15 protein-coding genes are annotated in these 18,763 nt (G+C 69.1%); 10 read left to right on the forward strand and 5 right to left on the reverse strand.

The genetic code is table 11. From position 1 onward, the window contains the following. The first annotated feature begins 10 nt into the window (after positions 1-10). From LCL61_RS32210 to LCL61_RS32230, 5 genes are all read left to right on the forward strand, one after another. Positions 11-844: an urea amidolyase associated protein UAAP1 gene (locus tag LCL61_RS32210; RefSeq protein WP_340683230.1), complete on the forward strand. Its 834-nt coding sequence runs from the start codon at positions 11-13 to the stop codon at positions 842-844. Next, positions 841-1,452, forward strand: coding sequence for an urea amidolyase associated protein UAAP2 (locus LCL61_RS32215; protein WP_340683231.1), 612 nt, complete (start codon positions 841-843; stop codon positions 1,450-1,452). The genes LCL61_RS32210 and LCL61_RS32215 overlap by 4 nt, the downstream gene beginning before the upstream one ends. Then, entirely contained in the window at positions 1,449-5,015 is a 3,567-nt protein-coding gene (uca, locus tag LCL61_RS32220) for an urea carboxylase (RefSeq protein WP_340683232.1), read from the forward strand. Before LCL61_RS32215 ends, uca begins: the two co-directional genes overlap by 4 nt. Next, complete coding sequence (gene atzF / locus LCL61_RS32225; RefSeq protein WP_340683233.1) at positions 5,012-6,625, forward strand: allophanate hydrolase; 1,614 nt, start codon at positions 5,012-5,014, stop codon at positions 6,623-6,625. The genes uca and atzF overlap by 4 nt, the downstream gene beginning before the upstream one ends. Positions 6,626-7,084: 459 nt before the next feature. Continuing rightward, positions 7,085-7,672, forward strand: coding sequence for a D-alanyl-D-alanine carboxypeptidase family protein (locus LCL61_RS32230; protein ID WP_340683234.1), 588 nt, complete (start codon positions 7,085-7,087; stop codon positions 7,670-7,672). Here LCL61_RS32230 and bla read toward each other — a convergent pair. Continuing rightward, on the reverse strand, positions 7,669-8,589 hold the full coding sequence (bla, locus tag LCL61_RS32235; RefSeq protein WP_340683235.1) for a class A beta-lactamase: 921 nt from the start codon (positions 8,587-8,589) through the stop codon (positions 7,669-7,671). The genes LCL61_RS32230 and bla overlap by 4 nt on opposite strands. 185 nt (positions 8,590-8,774) lie before the next feature. Here bla and LCL61_RS32240 point away from each other — a divergent pair, with 185 nt between their 5' ends. Beyond that, positions 8,775-10,007 carry a thiolase family protein gene (locus LCL61_RS32240; RefSeq protein WP_340683236.1) on the forward strand — a complete coding sequence of 411 codons (1,233 nt, stop codon included), beginning with the start codon at positions 8,775-8,777 and terminating at the stop codon, positions 10,005-10,007. After that, positions 10,007-12,118: a 3-hydroxyacyl-CoA dehydrogenase NAD-binding domain-containing protein gene (locus LCL61_RS32245; protein ID WP_340683237.1), complete on the forward strand. Its 2,112-nt coding sequence runs from the start codon at positions 10,007-10,009 to the stop codon at positions 12,116-12,118. The genes LCL61_RS32240 and LCL61_RS32245 overlap by 1 nt, the downstream gene beginning before the upstream one ends. A gap of 198 nt (positions 12,119-12,316) precedes the next feature. Here LCL61_RS32245 and LCL61_RS32250 read toward each other — a convergent pair whose 3' ends face one another. Next, the gene (locus LCL61_RS32250; RefSeq protein ID WP_340683238.1) at positions 12,317-12,661 is read right to left on the reverse strand and encodes a hypothetical protein; all 345 of its coding nucleotides are present in this window, start codon (positions 12,659-12,661) and stop codon (positions 12,317-12,319) included. Positions 12,662-12,739: 78 nt separating this feature from the next. On the opposite strand from LCL61_RS32250, the gene LCL61_RS32255 reads away from it, so the two are divergent. Next, entirely contained in the window at positions 12,740-14,347 is a 1,608-nt protein-coding gene (locus LCL61_RS32255) for a histidinol-phosphatase (RefSeq protein ID WP_340683239.1), read from the forward strand. 407 nt (positions 14,348-14,754) lie between these two features. Here the strand turns inward: LCL61_RS32255 and LCL61_RS32260 are convergent, their stop codons facing one another. Then, positions 14,755-15,396, reverse strand: a complete 642-nt coding sequence (locus LCL61_RS32260; RefSeq protein WP_340683240.1) for a hypothetical protein — start codon at positions 15,394-15,396, stop codon at positions 14,755-14,757. A gap of 360 nt (positions 15,397-15,756) precedes the next feature. On the opposite strand from LCL61_RS32260, the gene LCL61_RS32265 reads away from it, so the two are divergent. Together LCL61_RS32265 and LCL61_RS32270 are read left to right on the forward strand one after the other, a co-directional pair. Then, positions 15,757-16,626 (forward strand): aminoglycoside phosphotransferase family protein, encoded by an 870-nt coding sequence (locus tag LCL61_RS32265; protein WP_340683241.1) that lies wholly within the window; start codon positions 15,757-15,759, stop codon positions 16,624-16,626. A gap of 308 nt (positions 16,627-16,934) precedes the next feature. After that, the gene (locus LCL61_RS32270) at positions 16,935-17,693 is read left to right on the forward strand and encodes a hypothetical protein (RefSeq protein ID WP_340683242.1); all 759 of its coding nucleotides are present in this window, start codon (positions 16,935-16,937) and stop codon (positions 17,691-17,693) included. A gap of 165 nt (positions 17,694-17,858) precedes the next feature. Here the strand turns inward: LCL61_RS32270 and LCL61_RS32275 are convergent, their stop codons facing one another. Together LCL61_RS32275 and LCL61_RS32280 are read right to left on the reverse strand one after the other, a co-directional pair. Next, complete coding sequence (locus tag LCL61_RS32275) at positions 17,859-18,137, reverse strand: DUF3140 domain-containing protein (protein WP_051071920.1); 279 nt, start codon at positions 18,135-18,137, stop codon at positions 17,859-17,861. 80 nt (positions 18,138-18,217) lie between these two features. Beyond that, positions 18,218-18,679 (reverse strand): hypothetical protein, encoded by a 462-nt coding sequence (locus LCL61_RS32280; RefSeq protein ID WP_125674604.1) that lies wholly within the window; start codon positions 18,677-18,679, stop codon positions 18,218-18,220. Between the last annotated feature and the right edge of the window lie 84 nt (positions 18,680-18,763).

The following is an 18,763-nucleotide window of genomic DNA, read 5'->3' on the forward strand; positions in this document are numbered from 1 at the left end:
GGAAGGTTCCATGAGCACGACATCGACCACGTACGGCGCTCGCGACCACGCGCGCGCCCAGGCGGGCACGGTGACCGAAGCGATGCCGGCCATCCCGGCGTCCACCTGGCCGGATCCGCCGCCCGGGATCGACCCGGCGAAGCTGGTCTGGGCCGAGACAGTCGCCGGCGGCGGCTACACCCACAAGGTCCTCGCCCGCGGCACCGAGCTGCGGCTGACCGACGTCAAGGGCGACGCCTGCGCGCATCTGCTGCTGTTCAACGCGGACCAGCCTTGGGAGCGGCTGAACGTCGCGGACACGGTGAAGGTCCAGTGGAACGCCTATCTCGGCGAGGCGATCGCCCTGCTGTCGGACCAGGCTCGGGTGCTCGCGACCGTCGTCACCGACGAGAGCGGCAAACACGACGCCCTCTGCGGAACGTCCACTGTGGATGGTAACGCGCAGCGCTACGGCGACGGGAGCCCGCAGGGGGATTCCCCGTCGGGGAACGCGCTGTTCACCCTCGCCGCCGCGAAACACGGCCTCACCCCACGCGATCTGCCGCCGAGCCTGTCCTTCTTCCAGGGCGTGCACGTGGAGGCCGACGGCGGGCTGACGTTCACCGGTTCGGCGGGCGCCGGCAAATCCGTGGTCCTGCGCACGGAACTCCCGGCGGTCGTCCTCATCGCCAACGTGGCGCATCCGCTCGACCCGCGCCCGGACTACACGGTCACCCCGCTGCGCGTCCTCGCCCAGCGCTCGGCGCCGTCCACTCCGGACAGTCCTGAATGGACGGCCTCACCCGAGGCACAGCGCGCCTTCGAGAACACCGCCGACTACCTCACCGCAAGGGGCCTGGCATGACGATCATCTCCGACACCGAGGTCGCCGCGCGGGCGCCGTACTCCACCGTGCTCCGCGAGGGCGAGACGCTCGCGATCATCGATCTCGGCGGCAACCAGGCCGTCGACTTCCTCTGCTACGACGCCGCCGACACGGCGAAGAGATACAGCGCGGCCACCACGATCGCCGCGCAGCGCAACATCTTCCTCACCACCGGCAGCGTGCTGCGCACAGGCGAGGGCGCGCCGCTGCTGACCGTCGTCGAGGACACCTGCGGACGGCACGACACGATCGGCGGCGCCTGCAGCAAGGAATCGAACAGCCTCCGCTACGGCCAGCACACGCGGTACCAGCACGCCTGCGTCGAGAACTTCCTGATCGAAGGCGCCAAATGGGGTCTCGGCAAACGGGATCTGGTCAGCAACGTCAACTGGTACATGAACGTGCCGGTGGAACAGGACGGCACGCTCGGCATCGTCGACGGCATCTCGGCACCCGGCCTGGAGGTCAAGCTGCGCGCCGAAACCGACGTCCTGGTGCTGGTGTCGAACTGCCCGCAGATCAACAACCCGTGCAACGGCTTCGACCCGACGCCGGTCCGGATGATCGTCACCGGCGGTGGCGTGTGAAACTGCTCGTCGCCAACCGGGGGGAAATCGCGGTCCGGATCATCCGCACCGCAAGGGAGATGGGCATTCCGACGGTCGCCGTCTACTCCGACGCCGACCGTACGGCCGCGCACGTACGGCTTGCCGACGAAGCCGTCCGGCTCGGCCCGGCGCAGGCGAGGGAGAGTTATCTCCTCGGCGACGCCATCATCGAAGCCGCGCTGAAGACCGGCGCGGACACGATTCACCCGGGCTACGGCTTCCTGTCCGAGGACACCGCCTTCGCCAGGGCGGTTGAGGCGGCCGGGATCCGGTTCGCCGGTCCTACCGCGGACCACCTCGAAGTCTTCGGCAACAAGCACACCGCGCGGATGAAGGCCGCCGCGGCCGGTGTCCCGATGCTGCCCGGCACCGAACTGCTGGACACCCTGGCCGACGCCGAAGCCGCGGCCGCCGGGATCGGTTATCCGGTGATGCTCAAGGCCACCGGCGGGGGTGGCGGGATCGGCATGCGTGCCTGCGCGTCCGCCGTCGAACTGCGGGACGCCTGGGAAGCGGTACGGAGCATCGCGGCCAAGAGCTTTTCGACCCCGGGCGTGTTCCTCGAACGGCTCGTGACGCACGCGCGGCACGTCGAGGTCCAGGTGTTCGGCGACGGCGCGGGCACAGTGCTGACGCTCGGCACGCGGGACTGCACCTTGCAGCGGCGCAACCAGAAGGTGCTCGAAGAGTGCCCCGCGCCGGGCTTGCCCGATGCGGTGCGGGAGAAACTGGTCTCGACGGCCGTCGCCCTCTGCGCTTCGGTGCGCTACCGGTCGGCCGGGACGGTGGAGTTCATCTACGACCCGGCCCGTGAAGAGGCCGCGTTCCTCGAAGTCAACACGAGGCTGCAGGTCGAACATCCGGTCACCGAGGCGGTGTACGGCATCGACCTGGTCTCGTGGATGCTCCGGCTCGCCGACGGCGACACCGGGATGTTCGCCACCACGCCGTCGCCACGCGGGCACGCGATCGAAGCCCGCGTCTACGCGGAGGATCCGGCCGCCGGGCACCGGCCGAGCGCGGGCCTCCTGACCCGCGCCGACTTCCCGGCCGATGTCCGGGTCGACACCTGGGTCGAGGCCGGGTCGAAGGTGACGACGCATTACGACCCGCTGCTCGCCAAGGTGATCACCGTCGGCGCGGACCGGGACGAGGCGCTGGCCGCATTGGGCGAGGCGCTCGGCGAAAGCCGGGTGGACGGCGTCCGCACGAACCTCGGCCAACTGCGCGCGGTCGCCGCTGATCAGCGGCTGCGCGAGGTCACCCACGACACCGCGACGCTGGACACGATCGCCGACCCCGAGCCGCGGATCGAGGTCCTGCGGGGCGGCACGATGACCACCGTCCAGGACTGGCCGGGGCGACTGGGCTTCTGGCACGTGGGTGTCCCGCCGAACGGGCCGATGGACGATCTGTCCCTGCGACTGGGCAACCGCGCGCTGGGCAATCCCGAAGGCGCGGCGGGCCTGGAGTGCACCGTGGACGGTGTCTCCCTGCGGTTCACCGAGGACGCAATCGTTTGCGTCACGGGCTCGCCGTCGCCGGTGACCGTCGACGGTTCACCTGTTCCACAGTGGACACCTGTCGAGGTCCCCGTCGGCGGCGTGCTCGACGTCGGCACGGGGACCGCCGGGCTCCGCGCGTACGTCCTCGTCCGCGGCGGGATCGACGTGCCGGACTTCCTGGGCAGTGCGGCGACGTTCACCCTCGGCGGCTTCGGCGGCCACGGCGGGCGCGCGCTGGCGACCGGTGACGTCCTCTCCCCCGGCCCGGAACCGGAGCACGCCGTCACCGGACCGGTTCCCGAAGCAGAACGCCCTGTTTTCGCGACACACTGGGAGATCGGCGCGTCCGAGGGGCCGCACGCCGCGCCGGAGTTCTTCACCCCGGACGACGTCGAGACCTTCTACGCCACCGACTGGGAAGTGCACTTCAACTCCGCGCGGACCGGCGTCCGGCTCGTCGGACCCCGGCCACGATGGGCACGGGAGGACGGCGGCGAGGCGGGCCTGCACCCGTCGAACATCCACGACACGCCGTACGCGATCGGCGCCGTCGACTACACCGGCGACCTGCCGATCCTGCTGGGCCCGGACGGGCCGAGCCTCGGCGGTTTCGTCTGCCCGGCGACCGTGGTGACCGGGCAGCGCTGGAAACTCGGCCAGCTGCGGCCGGGCGACACCGTGCGGTTCGTGCCGATCACCATCGAGCACGCCGGCGCGTTGCGCGACGAACCGGCCAAGGCGGTCAAGGCGAGCCGGCAGCCGATCGACGACGGCGGCATCCTCGGTCGTCTGTCCACATCGGACGGGAACCCCGAGGTCACCTACCGGCGCAGCGGCGACGACAACCTGCTGATCGAGTACGGACCGATGAAACTCGACCTGGCCCTGCGGATGCGCGTCCACGCGCTGGCTGATCGGCTGGCCAAGGAAGGGCTCGACGGCGTCGTCGATCTGACCCCGGGCATCCGTTCGCTGCAGGTCCACGTCGACCCGGACGTGCTGCCGGTGCCGAAACTGCTCGGCCTCGTGCAGGAGGTGGAACACGATCTGCCGCGCACCGCCGATCTCGTGGTGCCGAGCCGGACCGTGCGGATGCCGTTGTCCTGGGACGATCCGGCGACGCGCGAGGCGATCGAGCGGTACATGGCGGGCGTACGCGACGACGCGCCGTGGTGCCCGTGGAACATCGAGTTCATCCGGCGGGTCAACGGTCTGTCCAGTGTGGACGAGGTCTATCGCACGGTGTTCGACGCGGAGTACCTGGTGCTCGGCCTCGGCGACGTCTATCTCGGTGCGCCGGTGGCCACTCCGCTGGACCCGCGGCACCGGCTGGTCACCACGAAGTACAACCCGGCGCGGACCTGGACCGCCGAGAACTCGGTCGGCATCGGCGGCTCGTACCTGTGCATCTACGGGATGGAAGGCCCCGGCGGGTACCAGTTCGTCGGGCGGACCGTGCAGGTGTGGAGCGGCTGGCGGCAACGCGGGTCGTTCGAGCCGGGTTCGCCGTGGCTGCTGCGCTTCTTCGACCGGATCTCGTGGTATCCGGTGACCGCCGAGGAACTGCTCGACCTTCGGGCTCGGAGTTCGGCGGGAGAACTGGAACTCGACATCACCGACGGTGAGTTCGCGCTGGCGGACCACGAGCGGTTCCTCACCGACAACGCCGATGACATCGCCTCGTTCCGGGCGAAGCAGAGCGCGGCGTTCGAGGCGGAACGGCAGGCCTGGGCGGCGGCGGGCGAATTCGACCCGCGACCGGAACCCGTCGGAGCCAAGGTCCCGACCACGAAGGTCGAGGCCCCGCCCGGTGGGCACGTCGTCGAAGCACCGTTCGCCGCGACCGTCTGGCGGGTGGACGTCGAGCCCGGCAAGGAGGTCGACCCGGCGGAGACGCTGGTGATCCTCGAGGCGATGAAGACCGAGGCGCGGATCCCCGCGCCCGCCGCCGGGGAGGTCGTCGAGGTGCTCGTCTCCCCCGGCGATCAGGTCGCCCCCGGCACCCCGCTGGTGGTACTGGGAAGGAGAGCGGGATGAGCGTGCTGGAGCGGGTGCGCGCCGCGTACCATCGGATCGCTCGAGTCGACCGGCCCGAGATCTGGATCGACCTGCGTCCGGAGGAAGACGTCCTCGCCGACGCGGAGAAGCTGGACGCCCGCCGCGCGGCGGGGGATTCCCTGCCGCTGTACGGGAAACTCGCCGCGGTCAAGGGCAACATCGACGTCGCCGGGCTGCCGACGACGGCGGCGTGCCCCGAGTACGCCTACCTACCCGCCGAGGACGCGCCGGTGGTGGCGCGGCTGCGCGCGGCCGGGGCGCTGATCCTGGGCACGACCAATCTGGACCAGTTCGCGACCGGGCTGGTCGGGACGCGCAGCCCGCACGGCGCGGTCCGGAACGCGATCGATCCGGCGTACGTCTCGGGCGGGTCGAGTTCGGGGTCGGCGGTCGCGGTGGCGCTCGGGATCGCGGATCTCGCGCTGGGCACGGACACCGCCGGATCGGGCCGGGTCCCGGCGGCGTTCAACGGGATCGTCGGGCTGAAGCCGACGCGGGGGCTGCTGCCGACGACCGGTGTCGTGCCCGCGTGCGCGAGCATCGACTGCGTGACCGTGTTCGCGCGGACGGTCGATGAGGCTTCGGCGGCGTTCGCCTGCCTGAGCAAGCCCCGGGACCTACCGGTGCTGAACCGCCCTTTCCGGATCGGCGTGCCGTCCGAGGTGGGGCCGCTCCAGAACGGGTGGGCCGAAGCGTTCTCCGCGGCGGCTCACGAGCTCCGCGACGCGGGCGCCGAACTGGTCACTGTCGACATATCGGCGTTCCTGGCCGCGGCGCGTCTGCTGTACGAGGGCGCCTTCGTGGCCGAGCGGTACTCGGCGGTGGGCGAGTTCATCGACGCCCACCCGGACGCCGTCGATCCGGCCGTGCGGCGGATCATCGGCGCGGCCAAGGACATCCCGGCGCACCGGTTGTTCTCCGACCTGGCGACGCTCGGGGATTTGGAGCGCGAAGTGTCGGCTGTCTTGTCCACTGTGGACTGCGTCCTGCTGCCCACGACGACGGAACACCCGACGATCGCCGAAGTCGAGGCAGATCCGCTGGGGGTGAACGCCCGGCTGGGCCGGTTCACGAACTCGACGAACCTGCTGGGCCTGTCGTCGCTCGCCGTTCCCGCCGGAACGGTCGGCGGGCTGCCGTTCGGGGTGATGCTGGTCGGCGCCGCGTACGCCGACCGGATCCTCGCCGACGTCGCCCGCTCGGTGCCGCGGCGGACGCGGATCGCCGTCGTCGGCGCCCATCTGCGCGGGCAACCGCTGAACCACGAACTGACCTCGCGGGGCGGCCGGTTCGTTTCCGCGAGACCGACGGCGGCCGAGTACCGGCTCCACGCGCTGGACACCGTCCCGCCCAAACCCGGTCTCGTCCGGGTCGCTTCGGGCGGCGCGGCGATCGAGGCCGAGGTGTGGGACCTGCCACTCGCGGGCTTCGGGGAGTTCGTCGCCGGTGTCCCGGCGCCGCTGGCGATCGGGAAGGTGCGGCTGGCCGATGGGAGCGAGGTGTCCGGGTTCGTCTGCGAGCCTGGCGCGGTGGTGGGCGCCGAAGACATCACGGGGTACGGCGGGTGGCTCGGCTACCTGAGCCGCTGATTGGGAATTCGGCCCTGGGAACTTTCGGTACCTGCTGGATTTTGGCTGCGGCTGATCGCGGGTCATGTCCGTGAAGGCCTCCTTGCCTACCCTGAAGGTAGTGAAGGAGGCCTTCACGGACGCGATGAGCGCGGCGGCGCCGGGTGGTCATGAGTAGCGATTCGGGTTGCCAGGTTGACCCGGCGCCGGGCCGGTGTCCCCAATGTCGCATCAGGGACACTGAGCGTCTCCAATGCGACATTGGGAACCTGGCCTGTGCCCCGAATCGCCACTCGCGGCCTGGAGCGACCAGCCCTCGACGACACAGAGCCGCCCTCGGCTCCGCAGGAGCGTTGCCGTCGGACCGCACTAGGGACGACGCCCTCCACCAGGGCTTTTCCGATTTGGTTGGCCTTCCGGGCGGTTCTGGGAACAACCTCACAAACCCTGGCGCCCCGCCGGACGCTGGGTAACTTCGGGGTGGTGCCGACCACATCCACCTCCCACCGCCGGACCGCGATCAGCGTGCTCGCGGCACTGGGTCTCGTCGGGGCCGCGATGGTGACGCTGGGAGCCACCGGCGTGGCCGTCAAGGCAGTGAACGGGCAGGCGCTCGCGGTCTTCGAAGAGGTTCCCGGACCCGAATCCGGCCCGACGTGCGCCGTCGACAAGCGTTATGTCGACGAAGAGACCTTCGGCATGCGCCCGGACGTGATCGAAGCGTGGAACGCCCTGCGCGCCAAGGCCAAAGCACAGAACATCACGCTTTGCGTGAACGACGGCAAGCGTAGCCGGAGCCAGCAGCAGCGCGAGTTCGACAAGGCCGTCGAGCGGTTCGGCTCCGTGGAGCAGGCCAAGAAGTGGGCACTGCAGCCGGAGACGTCCATGCACGTCAAGGGAATCGCCGTCGACATCCAGCCGCTGAACTCGGCCGCGTGGGTGGACGAGAACGGCGGCGCGCTCGGCTGGTGCCGCCGCTACGACAACGAGAAATGGCACTTCGAGTACGACCCGGCCTACAAGACCAGCGGTTGCCCGGCCCTGCTTCCCAGTGCCACCGGCAACTAGGCCGGGACTCGCGTGAGGGTTTCGGCCACGTACTTCGCGGCCTCGGAGAGGAGCGCCTGGTCGTACGGAGCGTCCTTGGTCGCCTTGCTGGACATGATCGCGACGACGAGCGGCGCTCTGTCCGGCGGCCATACGACGGCGATGTCGTTCAACGTGCCGTAGTCGCCGGTCCCGGTCTTGTCGGCGACGGTCCAGCCGGACGGCAGACCCGCCCGGATCCGCTGGGCGCCGGTGGTGTTGCGCTGGAAGAGGTCGCGCAGGAAGTCCCGTTTGTCGGCCGTCAGCGTGTCGCCCAGCACGATCTCCCGGTAGTCGGCGGCGAAAGCGCGCGGAGTCGTGGTGTCACGAAGGTCGCCCGGGGTGGCCTCGGTGATGGCCGGCTCGACCCGGTCCATCCGCGTGACGGTGTCACCGATGCTGCGCGTGAACGCCGTCAGCGCGGCGGGGCCGCCGAGGTCCCGCAGCAGCAGATTGCCCGCGGTGCCGTCGCTGAACCGGATGGCGGCGTCGCACAGCTGGCGGATGGTCATCCCGGTGGCCACGTGCTGCCCGGTGACCGGAGCGTGTTTCATCAGGTCGTCGCGCGAATATTCGACCCGGGTTTCCAGATGCGACAACGGATTGCGCTGCAGGACCGCGGCCGCCGCCACCCCTTTGAACGTCGAGCAGAACGCGAAGCGCTCGTCGGCGCGGTGCTCGACCGTAGCGCCGCCTCCGGTGTCGACCGCGTACACGCCGAGCCTGGCGTCGAATTTCTTTTCCAGCTCCATCAACCGGTCGTGGAACTGCCGGGAAGGAGAAGGCGAAGGAGACGAAGGGCTCGGAGGCGGGGTCCCGCGGGTGCAGGCGGCCAGCGACGCGAGGACCGCCATCCCCAGCAGCGCACGACGGGTGACGGCCGGCCCCGGCGTTGTCATCGTGATCCCTCCCCCTGATCACGTCGAACATAGCAACTTCCCCACCACCCCCGGATCGGCCAAGCGGCCGAGGCGGGTGACCCCGGGAGTGTGCCTTCCCCCACTCGACCGGGCCACCATCCTGGTTACCGACGGGTAACCAGGGCTAGGGTGCGGTCAGGACTACCTCAACTTCAGGAGCATTCGTGGCCGCAGGAGCAACACCGCTCGCGCCGAACGCGCGGTCGGTACGCAATGTCGCCTTCGTCGAAGGGGTGCGGACGCCCTTCGGCAAGGCCGGCGAAAAGGGTATGTACGCCGGCACTCGTGCCGACGATCTCGTCGTCAACGCCATCCGTGAACTGCTGCGGCGGCATCCCGAGCTGCCGCCCGAGCGCGTCGACGAGGTGGCGATCGCCGCCACCACCCAGATCGGGGACCAGGGCCTGACCATCGGCCGCACCGCCGCGCTGCTGGCCGGCCTGCCGAAGTCGGTACCCGGCTTCGCGCTGGACCGGATGTGCGCGGGCGCGATGACCGCGGTCACCACGACCGCGAGCGGGATCGGCTTCGGCGCGTACGACATCGCCATCGCCGGCGGCGTCGAGCACATGGGCCGCCACCCGATGGGCGAGGGCGTCGACCCGAATCCGCGCATCATCGCCGACAAGCTGGTCGACCCGACGGCGCTCGTGATGGGCCAGACCGCGGAGAACCTGCACGACCGGTTCCCCGAGATCACCAAGCAGCGCACCGACGCCTTCGCCGCGCGCAGCCAGGAGAAGTACGCCGAGGCCGTGAAGACCGGCAAGATCGGCCCCGAGCTGGTCCCGGTCGCCACCCGGTCCAAGGAACTGGGCTGGGGCCTCGCGACCGAGGACGAGCCGCCGCGTCCCGGTACCACCGTCGAGCAGCTCGCCGGGCTGAAGACGCCGTTCCGCCCGCACGGCCGGATCACCGCGGGCAACGCGGCAGGCCTCAACGACGGCGCCACCGCGGCGCTGCTCGCCGACGAGGACACCGCCCGCGAACTCGGCCTGCCGATCGGCATGCGCCTGGTGGGCTACTCCTTCGCCGGTGTCGAGCCGGAGGTCATGGGTATCGGCCCGGTGCCCGCCACCGAGAAGCTGTTCAAGCGCACCGGTCTGTCGATCGACGACATCGGCCTGTTCGAGATCAACGAGGCGTTCGCCGTCCAGGTGCTCGCGTTCCTCGACCACTTCGGCATCGCCGACGACGACCCCCGCGTCAACCAGTGGGGTGGCGCGATCGCCTGCGGTCACCCGCTCGCCTCGTCCGGTGTCCGGCTGATGACGCAGCTCTCGCGTCAGTTCGCCGAGCGCCCCGACGTGCGCTACGGCCTGACCACCATGTGCATCGGTATCGGCATGGGCGGCACTGTGATCTGGGAAAACCCGGCCTTCGAGGGGGCGAAGTAATGACTTTCACCGCTGAGCAGGCGAAAGCCGCCTTCCCCGACGAGGTCGTCACGAACGCGGTCACGCGGCTGGTGAAGGTGCCCGGGCTCGACAAGCCGGTCGCGCTGATCACCCTGGACAACGGCCACGACCACACCCGGCCGAACACCTTCGGCCCGCAGGGCCTGGTGAGCCTCGACGCCGCGATCGACGCCGCCTTCGCCGCGGAACCCGCCGCGATCGCGGTCACCGGCAAGCCGTTCATCTTCGCCGTCGGCGCCGACCTTTCCGGTGTCGAAGCGGTCGCGGATCCGGCGCTGGCGCGGGAGATCGCGCAGACCGGGCACGACGTGTTCCGGCGCCTCACCGAATCCGAGATCCCGACGTTCGGGTTCGTCAACGGCGCGGTGATGGGCGGCGGGCTCGAACTCGCGCTCTCCTGCCACTACCGCACGCTTTCGGAGAACACCGCCGCGATCGCGTTCCCCGAGGTCTTCCTCGGCCTGTTCCCCGGCTGGGGCGGCACGCAGCTGCTGCCGAACCTGATCGGGCCGGACGCCGCTGTCACCGTGATCATCGAGAACGCCCTGGCGCAGAACAAGATGCTCAAGGTCGCGCAGGCGGCCGAGCTCGGCATCGTCGACGAGGTCTTCGGTTCGGCCGACTACCTGGAGCAGTCCCTGCTGTGGCTGGCGAAGGTCGTCAACGGCGAGATCACCCCCGCCCGCCGCGAGATCGACCGCGGCGCGGGCTGGGACGCCGCGATCGCCCGCGCCAAGGCCATTGTGGACGGACGAACCAAGGGCGCCTCCCCCGGCGCGACCAAGGCCGTCGAGCTGCTGGAGCTGGCCCGCGAGAACGATCTGGACCGCGGCTACGCGGCCGAGACCGACGGGCTCGCCGAACTGCTGATGGACGACACCTTGCGTGCCGGGCTGTACTCGTTCAACCTGGTCAACAAGCGCGCCAAGCGGCCGGCGGGCGCGCCGGACAAGTCGCTGGCGCGCAAGGTGAACAAGGTCGGCATCGTCGGCGCGGGCCTGATGGCCAGCCAGATGGCGCTGCTGTTCGTCCGTCGTCTCAAGGTGCCGGTGGTGCTCACCGACGTCGACCAGGAACGCGTCGACAAGGGCGTGTCCTATGTGCACGGGGAGATCGACAAGCTGCTGGCCAAGAAGCGGGTTTCGCCGGACGGCGCGAACCGGCTGAAGGCGCTCGTCACCGGCTCGCTCGACAAGTCTGCCTTCGCCGACGCCGACTTCGTGATCGAGGCGGTTTTCGAGGAGCTGGGCGTCAAGCAGAAGGTCTTCGCCGACCTGGAGCAGTACGTCTCCCCCGAGGCGATCCTGGCGACGAACACCTCGTCGCTGTCGATCACCGCGATGGCGTCGCAGCTGAAGCATCCGGAACGCGTGGTCGGGTTCCACTTCTTCAACCCGGTCGCGGTGATGCCGCTGCTGGAGATCGTCCGCGCGGAGAAGACCGACGACGCCGCGCTGGCGACGGCGTTCGCGCTCGGCAAGCAGCTCAAGAAGTCGAGCGTGCTGGTCAAGGACGCGTCCGCGTTCGTGGTCAACCGGCTGCTGCTGCGGTTCCTCGGCGAGGTGCTGGTGACCGTGGACGAGGGCACGCCGTTCGACGTCGCCGACAAGGCGCTCGAGCCGCTGGGCCTGCCGATGACGCCGCTGACGCTGATGCAGCTCGTCGGCCCGGCGATCGCCCTGCACGTCGGGGAGACCCTGCACGAGGCGTTCCCGGACCGGTTCACCGTCAGCGAGAACCTCGACCGCTTCGTCAAGGCGGGCAAGAAGGGCGTCTGGCAGTGGGACGACAAGGGCAACGCCACCGTCGACCCCGAGGTGGCCGAACTCTGGCAGCAGGGCGACGCGCCGTCGACCTCCGAGCAGGTGCGTGACCGCGCGCTGGCGGCGATCGCCGAAGAGATCCGGATCATGCTCGACGAGGGCGTGGTCGCGGAGGCGCAGGACATCGACCTGTGCCTGATCCTCGGCGCGGGCTGGCCGTTCTGGCTCGGCGGCATCACGCCGTACCTGGACCGGGCGGGTGTGTCCGAGAAGGTCAACGGCAAGCCGTTCCTGGCCCCGGGCTTGGCGAGCGTGCCGCTCTCCTGAGGCCGCGACGAAAGGCCACCGTCGGCGATCCCTTGATCGCAGGCGGTGGCCTTTCACGTTTTTCGTGGATTCCATGGCGAATGACTGCGTTTTCGTGAACCCTTGTCTCCGAGCCGGAAGGTTCGTCTCCCCGGCCATCCCCCGGGGAGACGGGCTGTCAGCGTTCTCCTGAAGGCGGGCAGGGCGGCGGCGTGGTCGTCATCCGAGCGGCGATCCGCGCGGAATCGAGCACGTCGCCTTCTCCGCCTTGGGGATCCGCTGCCGCAACTCGTCCGGCGTCGCCAGCTCCAGCATTTCCGGCCGGTCAGCGAAGATCTTCTTGAACCGCTCGGACGCCTCTGCCTTGGTATCGGTGAGCACCCGGCGGGCTTTCGGATCGTCCCGGAGCGCCTGGGCGGCGACGGTCATGTCCGCGTCGGTACCGACGGACACGAGCAACCGGAGCCCGCAGAGTTCCCCGCTCCCCCAGCGGGACGGGAACGGTGTCCCGACCACCCACAGCAACCGCCGCGGCGCCTTGGGTGTCCGTTCCGGTTCCCCCACAGGGACGATCATCACACGGCGCGGTTCATTCGCCGTCCGGACACCGCCCGTTCAGCGAGGGTCTTTAGCGTGCCGCCGGTGAACAGCGAAAAACCCGGCGTCGACCGCTGCGGATTCCTCAAGCGCGCCGGCCTCGTGTCCGCGGCGGCCGCGGGCGCCCCGCTCGCCGCCACCGCCCCGGCGGAAGCCCTCGACCTCGGCCTCGATCTCGACATCGATGTCAACCTGCTCTTCGGCCGGGACCGCTACCGGTGGCTGGTGGGCGATCACCACATCCACACGCAGTACTCCTACGACGCGATGTACACAGTGGACGGAATCGCCGACGGCGCCCGCCGTCACGGGGCGGACTGGGCGGTGATCACCGATCACGGCCACGCCGCGCACGAGAAGTCGTCGGTGGAGCGTACGGACGCCGCGATCCGGGCGGCGCAGCGCGAGCACCCCGATCTCCTGCTGTGGCAGGGCATGGAGTGGAACGTGCCGGGCGCCGAGCACGCGACGCTGTTCTTCCAGGCGGGTGCGAACCAGGCCGCGAAACTGCGTGAGTTCGAGCGCGCCTTCGACTGGCGGCTGACCGGGACCGAGCCGGGCACCCCGGACAACGAGGCGCTGGCCGTCGCGGCGATCCGCTGGCTCGCCGCCGAAGAGCGGGCCCGCCGGATCCACGCGCCGGTGGTGGTGATCAACCATCCGCTGCGCAACGGCCGGATCGCCCCGCACGAGCTCCGCGCGCTGCGCGACGCCGCGCCCGGGATCGTCATCGGCATGGAAGGCGCGCCGGGCGCCCAGGCCGACGGCTTCCCGAAACCGCTCGGGAGCGGTGGTGGCGCGCGCGGCGGTTACGGCAACTCCCCCGGTTCGAACTCGTGGCCGGGCTTCCCGGAGTCGGCGTACCGCACCTACGGCGGCTTCGACTGGAGCACCGCGACCGTCGGCGGCCTGTGGGATTCGCTCCTGGCCGAAGGAAAGCCGTGGTGGATCACCAGCAACTCCGACTCGCACTACAACCGCGGCGACACCCACGTCCGGCCCGGCGTCCCGGACGGGTACTACGACGAGCACGGCGCCTACCCGGACCCGATCGACACCGGCGTCCCGCAGACTCTGCCCCCGTACGCGGACTTCGCGCCCGCCGAGTTCAGCCGGACCGTCGTCGGCGTGTCACGCCGAAGCCGCGAAGGCGTGTTGGAAGGCCTGCGCGCGGGACGCGTCTGGGTGGTGCATGGCGGGCTCGCGCAGGAACTGGAGTTCGGCGCGTACAGCGGCTGGAGCTCGGCGACGATGGGAGGCAGGCTGCGGGTCCGGCGCGGATCCGACGTCACGGTCGTCGTCTCGGCGAAGCTGGCCGCCCGGCCGAACGGCGGCGGCACGATCCCCAGGCTCGCGCGGCTCGACCTCGTTTCGGGACCGGTGACCGGCCCGGCCGCCGACCGGGACACGCAGACCGCCCCGGGAACGTGGGTCGTGCGGTCCTTCGAACCGCGTTGGGCACCGGGGCGCCGGGTGGCCTTCCGGCACACCTTCCGCAACGTGCGTGAGCCGTTCTTCGTACGCACGCGCGGCACCGACGGCAAGAAGCACGTGCCCGGCGGGATCGAGCCGAGCGCCGACGTGATCGGGCAGTCGAACCCGTTCGAAGACCTGTGGCTGTACGGGAACCCGATCTTCGTGGACGTGCGGTAAGCACACGGTCCCGCGAACCAGCAGCCCCGAGGATGAAGGGGACTTTCCCCTCATGGCATGCCCGGAATGTCCCCTTCACCTCACTCGACACCGACTCGAGTGTCCACAGGGGACATTCTCCGGCAACCGGCTGTCCGATGAGGGTTAGAACCAAGAGTGTCTTAGGTACCTACTGACTGGGTTTGACTGCGGCTGATCATGTGTCNGTGATCTCGACGCTCATCATGGGCAGCCCGTCCGTCGTCGAATCAACCCGATTACACGCTGCTGGGATCACCCCCATGACCGCTATGCAGGGACCGACGACGGACGAGGCACCGACCATCCGCTTGACACAGAACGCCTTACGCTGATGAGCGGAGGTTCACGACGCAAGGGCACCAGGAGTGTGCTTCGTCTGATCATATTCAGGACTGAGGATGCCCCGCGTCGGGCAAAGCCTTCGCCGGACAGACGCCGCACACGCATGAGTTGACACGTGGCCGGTCTGCGGGGCGCAGCCGACGTGGTCGCCACGGCCGACGCCGGGGAGACAAGCCACAGCTGACCAGAAAGGCGCGATCGTCGGGCTGAAGGCCGGTGTAGTAGTCGACGCCGAAGTGCATGGCCAAGTCCTTCTTCAGCTGGGTTCGTAAGAGGGATACCTGGCGGACGATCGCGCAACCGCGACGGCGTTCGGCGTCGGCTGGGGACAACGCGGTGAGTTGCGCGGCCAGTACGGCCGGCTTCATCTCGCCGATCGGGCAGATGAGATTGCTGTGGACACCTACGAACAAGTCGCGAGCAGCGGCCGAGGTGAGGATGCCGTCACCGTCGTCGAAGTACCACTTGCTCATGTCGTCGTAGAGCTTCTTCAACTCTACGGGCTCCAACGGAGTAGCACGGAAAGGGGCTGCAGGCGCGGTCAGCGCCCAGAGTCGCACGTACGACTCGACCTGACGTTCGGCGAGTTTGAGCCGGATCTGTCGCCGATAGTTGTGTGCGAACCAGAGCCCGACCAGCCCCAGCAACACGGTTCCGGCCGCCTGAACCCACGTCGTGATCGCCATGTCAAGTCAACTCCCAGCTCTACGACCGCATCGATCAGGTCCGATGTTCCCAGCGGGAACCCAGTCCTAGGACCGGCTCCGGACACCTCGATCACCCCGGCCCTCTGCGGCGGTGGCTACCAGTGTGAGGCGTGGCAGCAAGCCAACACGGATTCCCGACGTAGCCAGCCCAGACGCACATCGGCATGAGCGCGGTACCGTCGTCAGCGCACGACGCGTCGGAGCAGTCACGAGCGAGTTCGGCAAACCGGTTGATCGCCCGGCAGCGGCCATGACACGCTGCCGACAGCGATGGGCGGCCGGTCCGTGGGCAGCAGCCCTCTTCTGGATCGTCGCCACAGCCGACCGCAGGAGCTGCTCTTGACCTTGGAAACCACCCCGGCGATCGACGCCGCGTTGGCGAGGCGTCTGGTCGATACGCAGTTCCCGCAGTGGGCAGGGTTGCCGCTGCTTCCGTACGCTCCGGCAGGCTCGGATCATGTGATCTACCGGCTGGGCGAGAAGCTGTCCGTGCGGCTGCCTCGCCATGCCGGCGCGATCAAGCAGGCGATGAAGGAAGCCGAGTGGTTGCCCTGGCTGGCCCCGCACCTGCCGCTGGCCGTACCCGTACTGGTGGGAGTGGGAGCAGCTGACTTCGGCTATCCGTGGCCATGGGCGGTGTCGCGATGGCTGGACGGCGAAGTGGCGACCGTGGACGCCCTGTCCGGCTCGCACGAGGCCGCTGTAGCGCTGGCCGAGTTCCTGACCGCACTCCACCTGTTCGACGCCGAAACGACCGAGGATCTCGCCGGTCGACCACTCGCCACTCGAGACACGGCGACGCGGGCCGCCATCACGAAAGTCGGCGACGCATTCGACACCGCGGCGATGACCGACCTGTGGGACGCCGCCCTCGCCGCCGCCGAATGGGACGGTCCGCCGGTCTGGTTCCACGGCGATTTCCACACTGGCAACCTGTTGACGACCGGCGGCCGCCTCAGCGCTGTCATCGACTTCGGCGAGCTCGGCGTCGGTGATCCGGCTTGCGATCTCATCATTGCCTTCACCCTCATGACAGCCGAAACCCGAGCTACCTTCCGCGCCGCGCTCGATGTGGACGACTCGACCTGGACTCGCGGCCGCGGTTGGGCCTTGGCCACCGGTTTGAACGCCTATGTCTCCTACGCCGCCGTCAATCCCCGCGTCGCCGCGCAGACCACCCGCCAGATCACCCAGGCCCTCCTTGGCTAGAGATAGCTCTCGCGTGGCGAATTGTGCTTGTTCCGGAATGGTCACGGCGGCTCACCTTTCGCCGAATCGCTACCCATGACGCACTCTCGTCGGCATGACAAGACGTGAGCATCAGTGTGCTGAGCCTCGTCGATGGCCAACGTGACTTCGCTCAGCCGGTGCTCGCAACGACTAGGCCCCCGGATGACGGTCGGCACCACAGGATTTCGACGAGCATTGCCCTGGCGCGCCATGCGCCCGCGATGATCGCCTCCCACGGTTCAGAGGTCCGGTAGGCTCCCCGTCGACAACGTTGAGGGGGGACTTCGATGTCGAGATCTGTCAGACCCGTGCTGTGGACTTTCGGGACGCTCGCCGTGGGCGGGCTCGTGTTCTGGCTGGTGTTGGCCCTGAACATCCCCTACCGAAGCACCGCTACGCCGGAGACGACCTCGGCCACCATGTCAGGGACCACGCCGGACCCGCCGCTCATGTCGGCTCCTCCGGCGGACATGTCCGCGTGGGTCACCGACATTCGGCCGGGCCCGGACGACCACAGTGCGGTACTGCGCGTCGACCTGCCTGCCTGTGCCGTCGAACCGCACACCCAGATCACCGAAGCTGCCGACAGGATCGACGCCAGCGTCTTGTTCCAGCCCAGAAACGGCCCGGACTGCAAGCAGGTCCCGACCGACTTCCCGATGAAGACAGCGGCACCGATCGGGAAGCGGCCAGTGCTCGTCAACGCCGGGGACACCTGGGGGCTGACGTCCACCGGCTGGAGGAAATGCGACGAGATCCTCGGTTGCGAACCGCCCACCGATCACTGCGACAAAGCATGGGTGGCGCAGGTCGAGTTCAGCGCTGAGGCCGAGCACCCGGGCACAACACGGGCGTGCGACCAGAACTGGCTGATCCACGACCTGCAGCGGCACAGCGGCCAGGCCCCGACCCGGGTCGTCTACCGCTGGGCTGACAACGGCTGGATGAGCTTCGCCTCGGCGAAGGGCGGCGGCTGCAGCGAAATCCTCGCCGTCGAGCCGGCATTCCCCACCCACCTCTGCCAGAATCTCACCCCTTCGTCGTGAGGACCCGACCCCCATTTACGGCCGCCGTGACAAAGAGGGTGAGAACCCTCTTTACCACTCGCGACCCCCTCGATAACCGCACAAATGCATGCGTATCAAACGGACATTCGACCGTCAGCTGAGGTCCTGTGTGGACAAAACTCGCTTTGCCTCCACGTACAACGGTCACACAGGTTTCAGTGGGTCGTGCCCCATCGACATCAGCTTGTGCCGCCAGTGCGCCTCGCCCGCGACCGGTTCGAGGTCGTCACGCCGCTGGTCCTCGACCCTCCGGACGACCGAGCGCATCACCCGCTCGTCCTCGGCGGTGAGGTCGGTCCGGCGCTTGCCGAGGATGCCGAGCACGTGCCGTCCGGTCGGCGTGCCCGCCTGGTCCGGCAGCGCTTCGTCCTCATCGTCGGCCGACCTCGTGCGCAGCCAGTCGGCCAGTTCCCGCGAGGTCATGTTGACCACGCGATGGAATTCGTCCCACAGTTCGTCATCGATCTCGTGCACGGCGAAACCTCCTGCCAGCACTCGACTTCTTACGGCGTCGTGTACGGCGCCTGCTGTTCGATGGACGGGCTCGCGGCCGGGTAACGGCCGTCCTGCCCGGGAACCGGCGTCACCGTCGTGCCCTGTTGCTCGGGCTCGACGCGCCTCGGCCGGTTGATGACCGCTTCGGCCTCCTGCTCACCACGGATCCGCGAGAGCACGCTGAGCGTGATCGCGTGGGCGATGGCCAGAACCAGCAGCAGGACACCCAGCCTGCCCACCACACCAGGAAGGTCGCTGCCCCCGATGTCGACGGTCGACAGCAGCGCCAAGACGCCCAGCGTCGCGAGATGGAACAGCACCGTGACGAGCCACGTCATGGAAGCGCCCGCGGCCGGATCGCCGTGTGAACCGCGCAGGTAGCGCTTACCGCTCTGGTAGATGATCAGACCGTCGAGCATGACCAGCGCCACCCCGATGACGAGGAAGGCCACGTATGCGTTGGTAGTCATGCCGGAACGCTCCCTTCGTAATGGACCTCACCCCAAGAGATACCCGGGACCTCCCCCAGGAAAACGCGTCTTCAGATCGGAAGA

It is taken from the genome of Amycolatopsis coloradensis, assembly GCF_037997115.1.
Classification (GTDB): Bacteria; Actinomycetota; Actinomycetes; order Mycobacteriales; family Pseudonocardiaceae; genus Amycolatopsis; species Amycolatopsis coloradensis_A.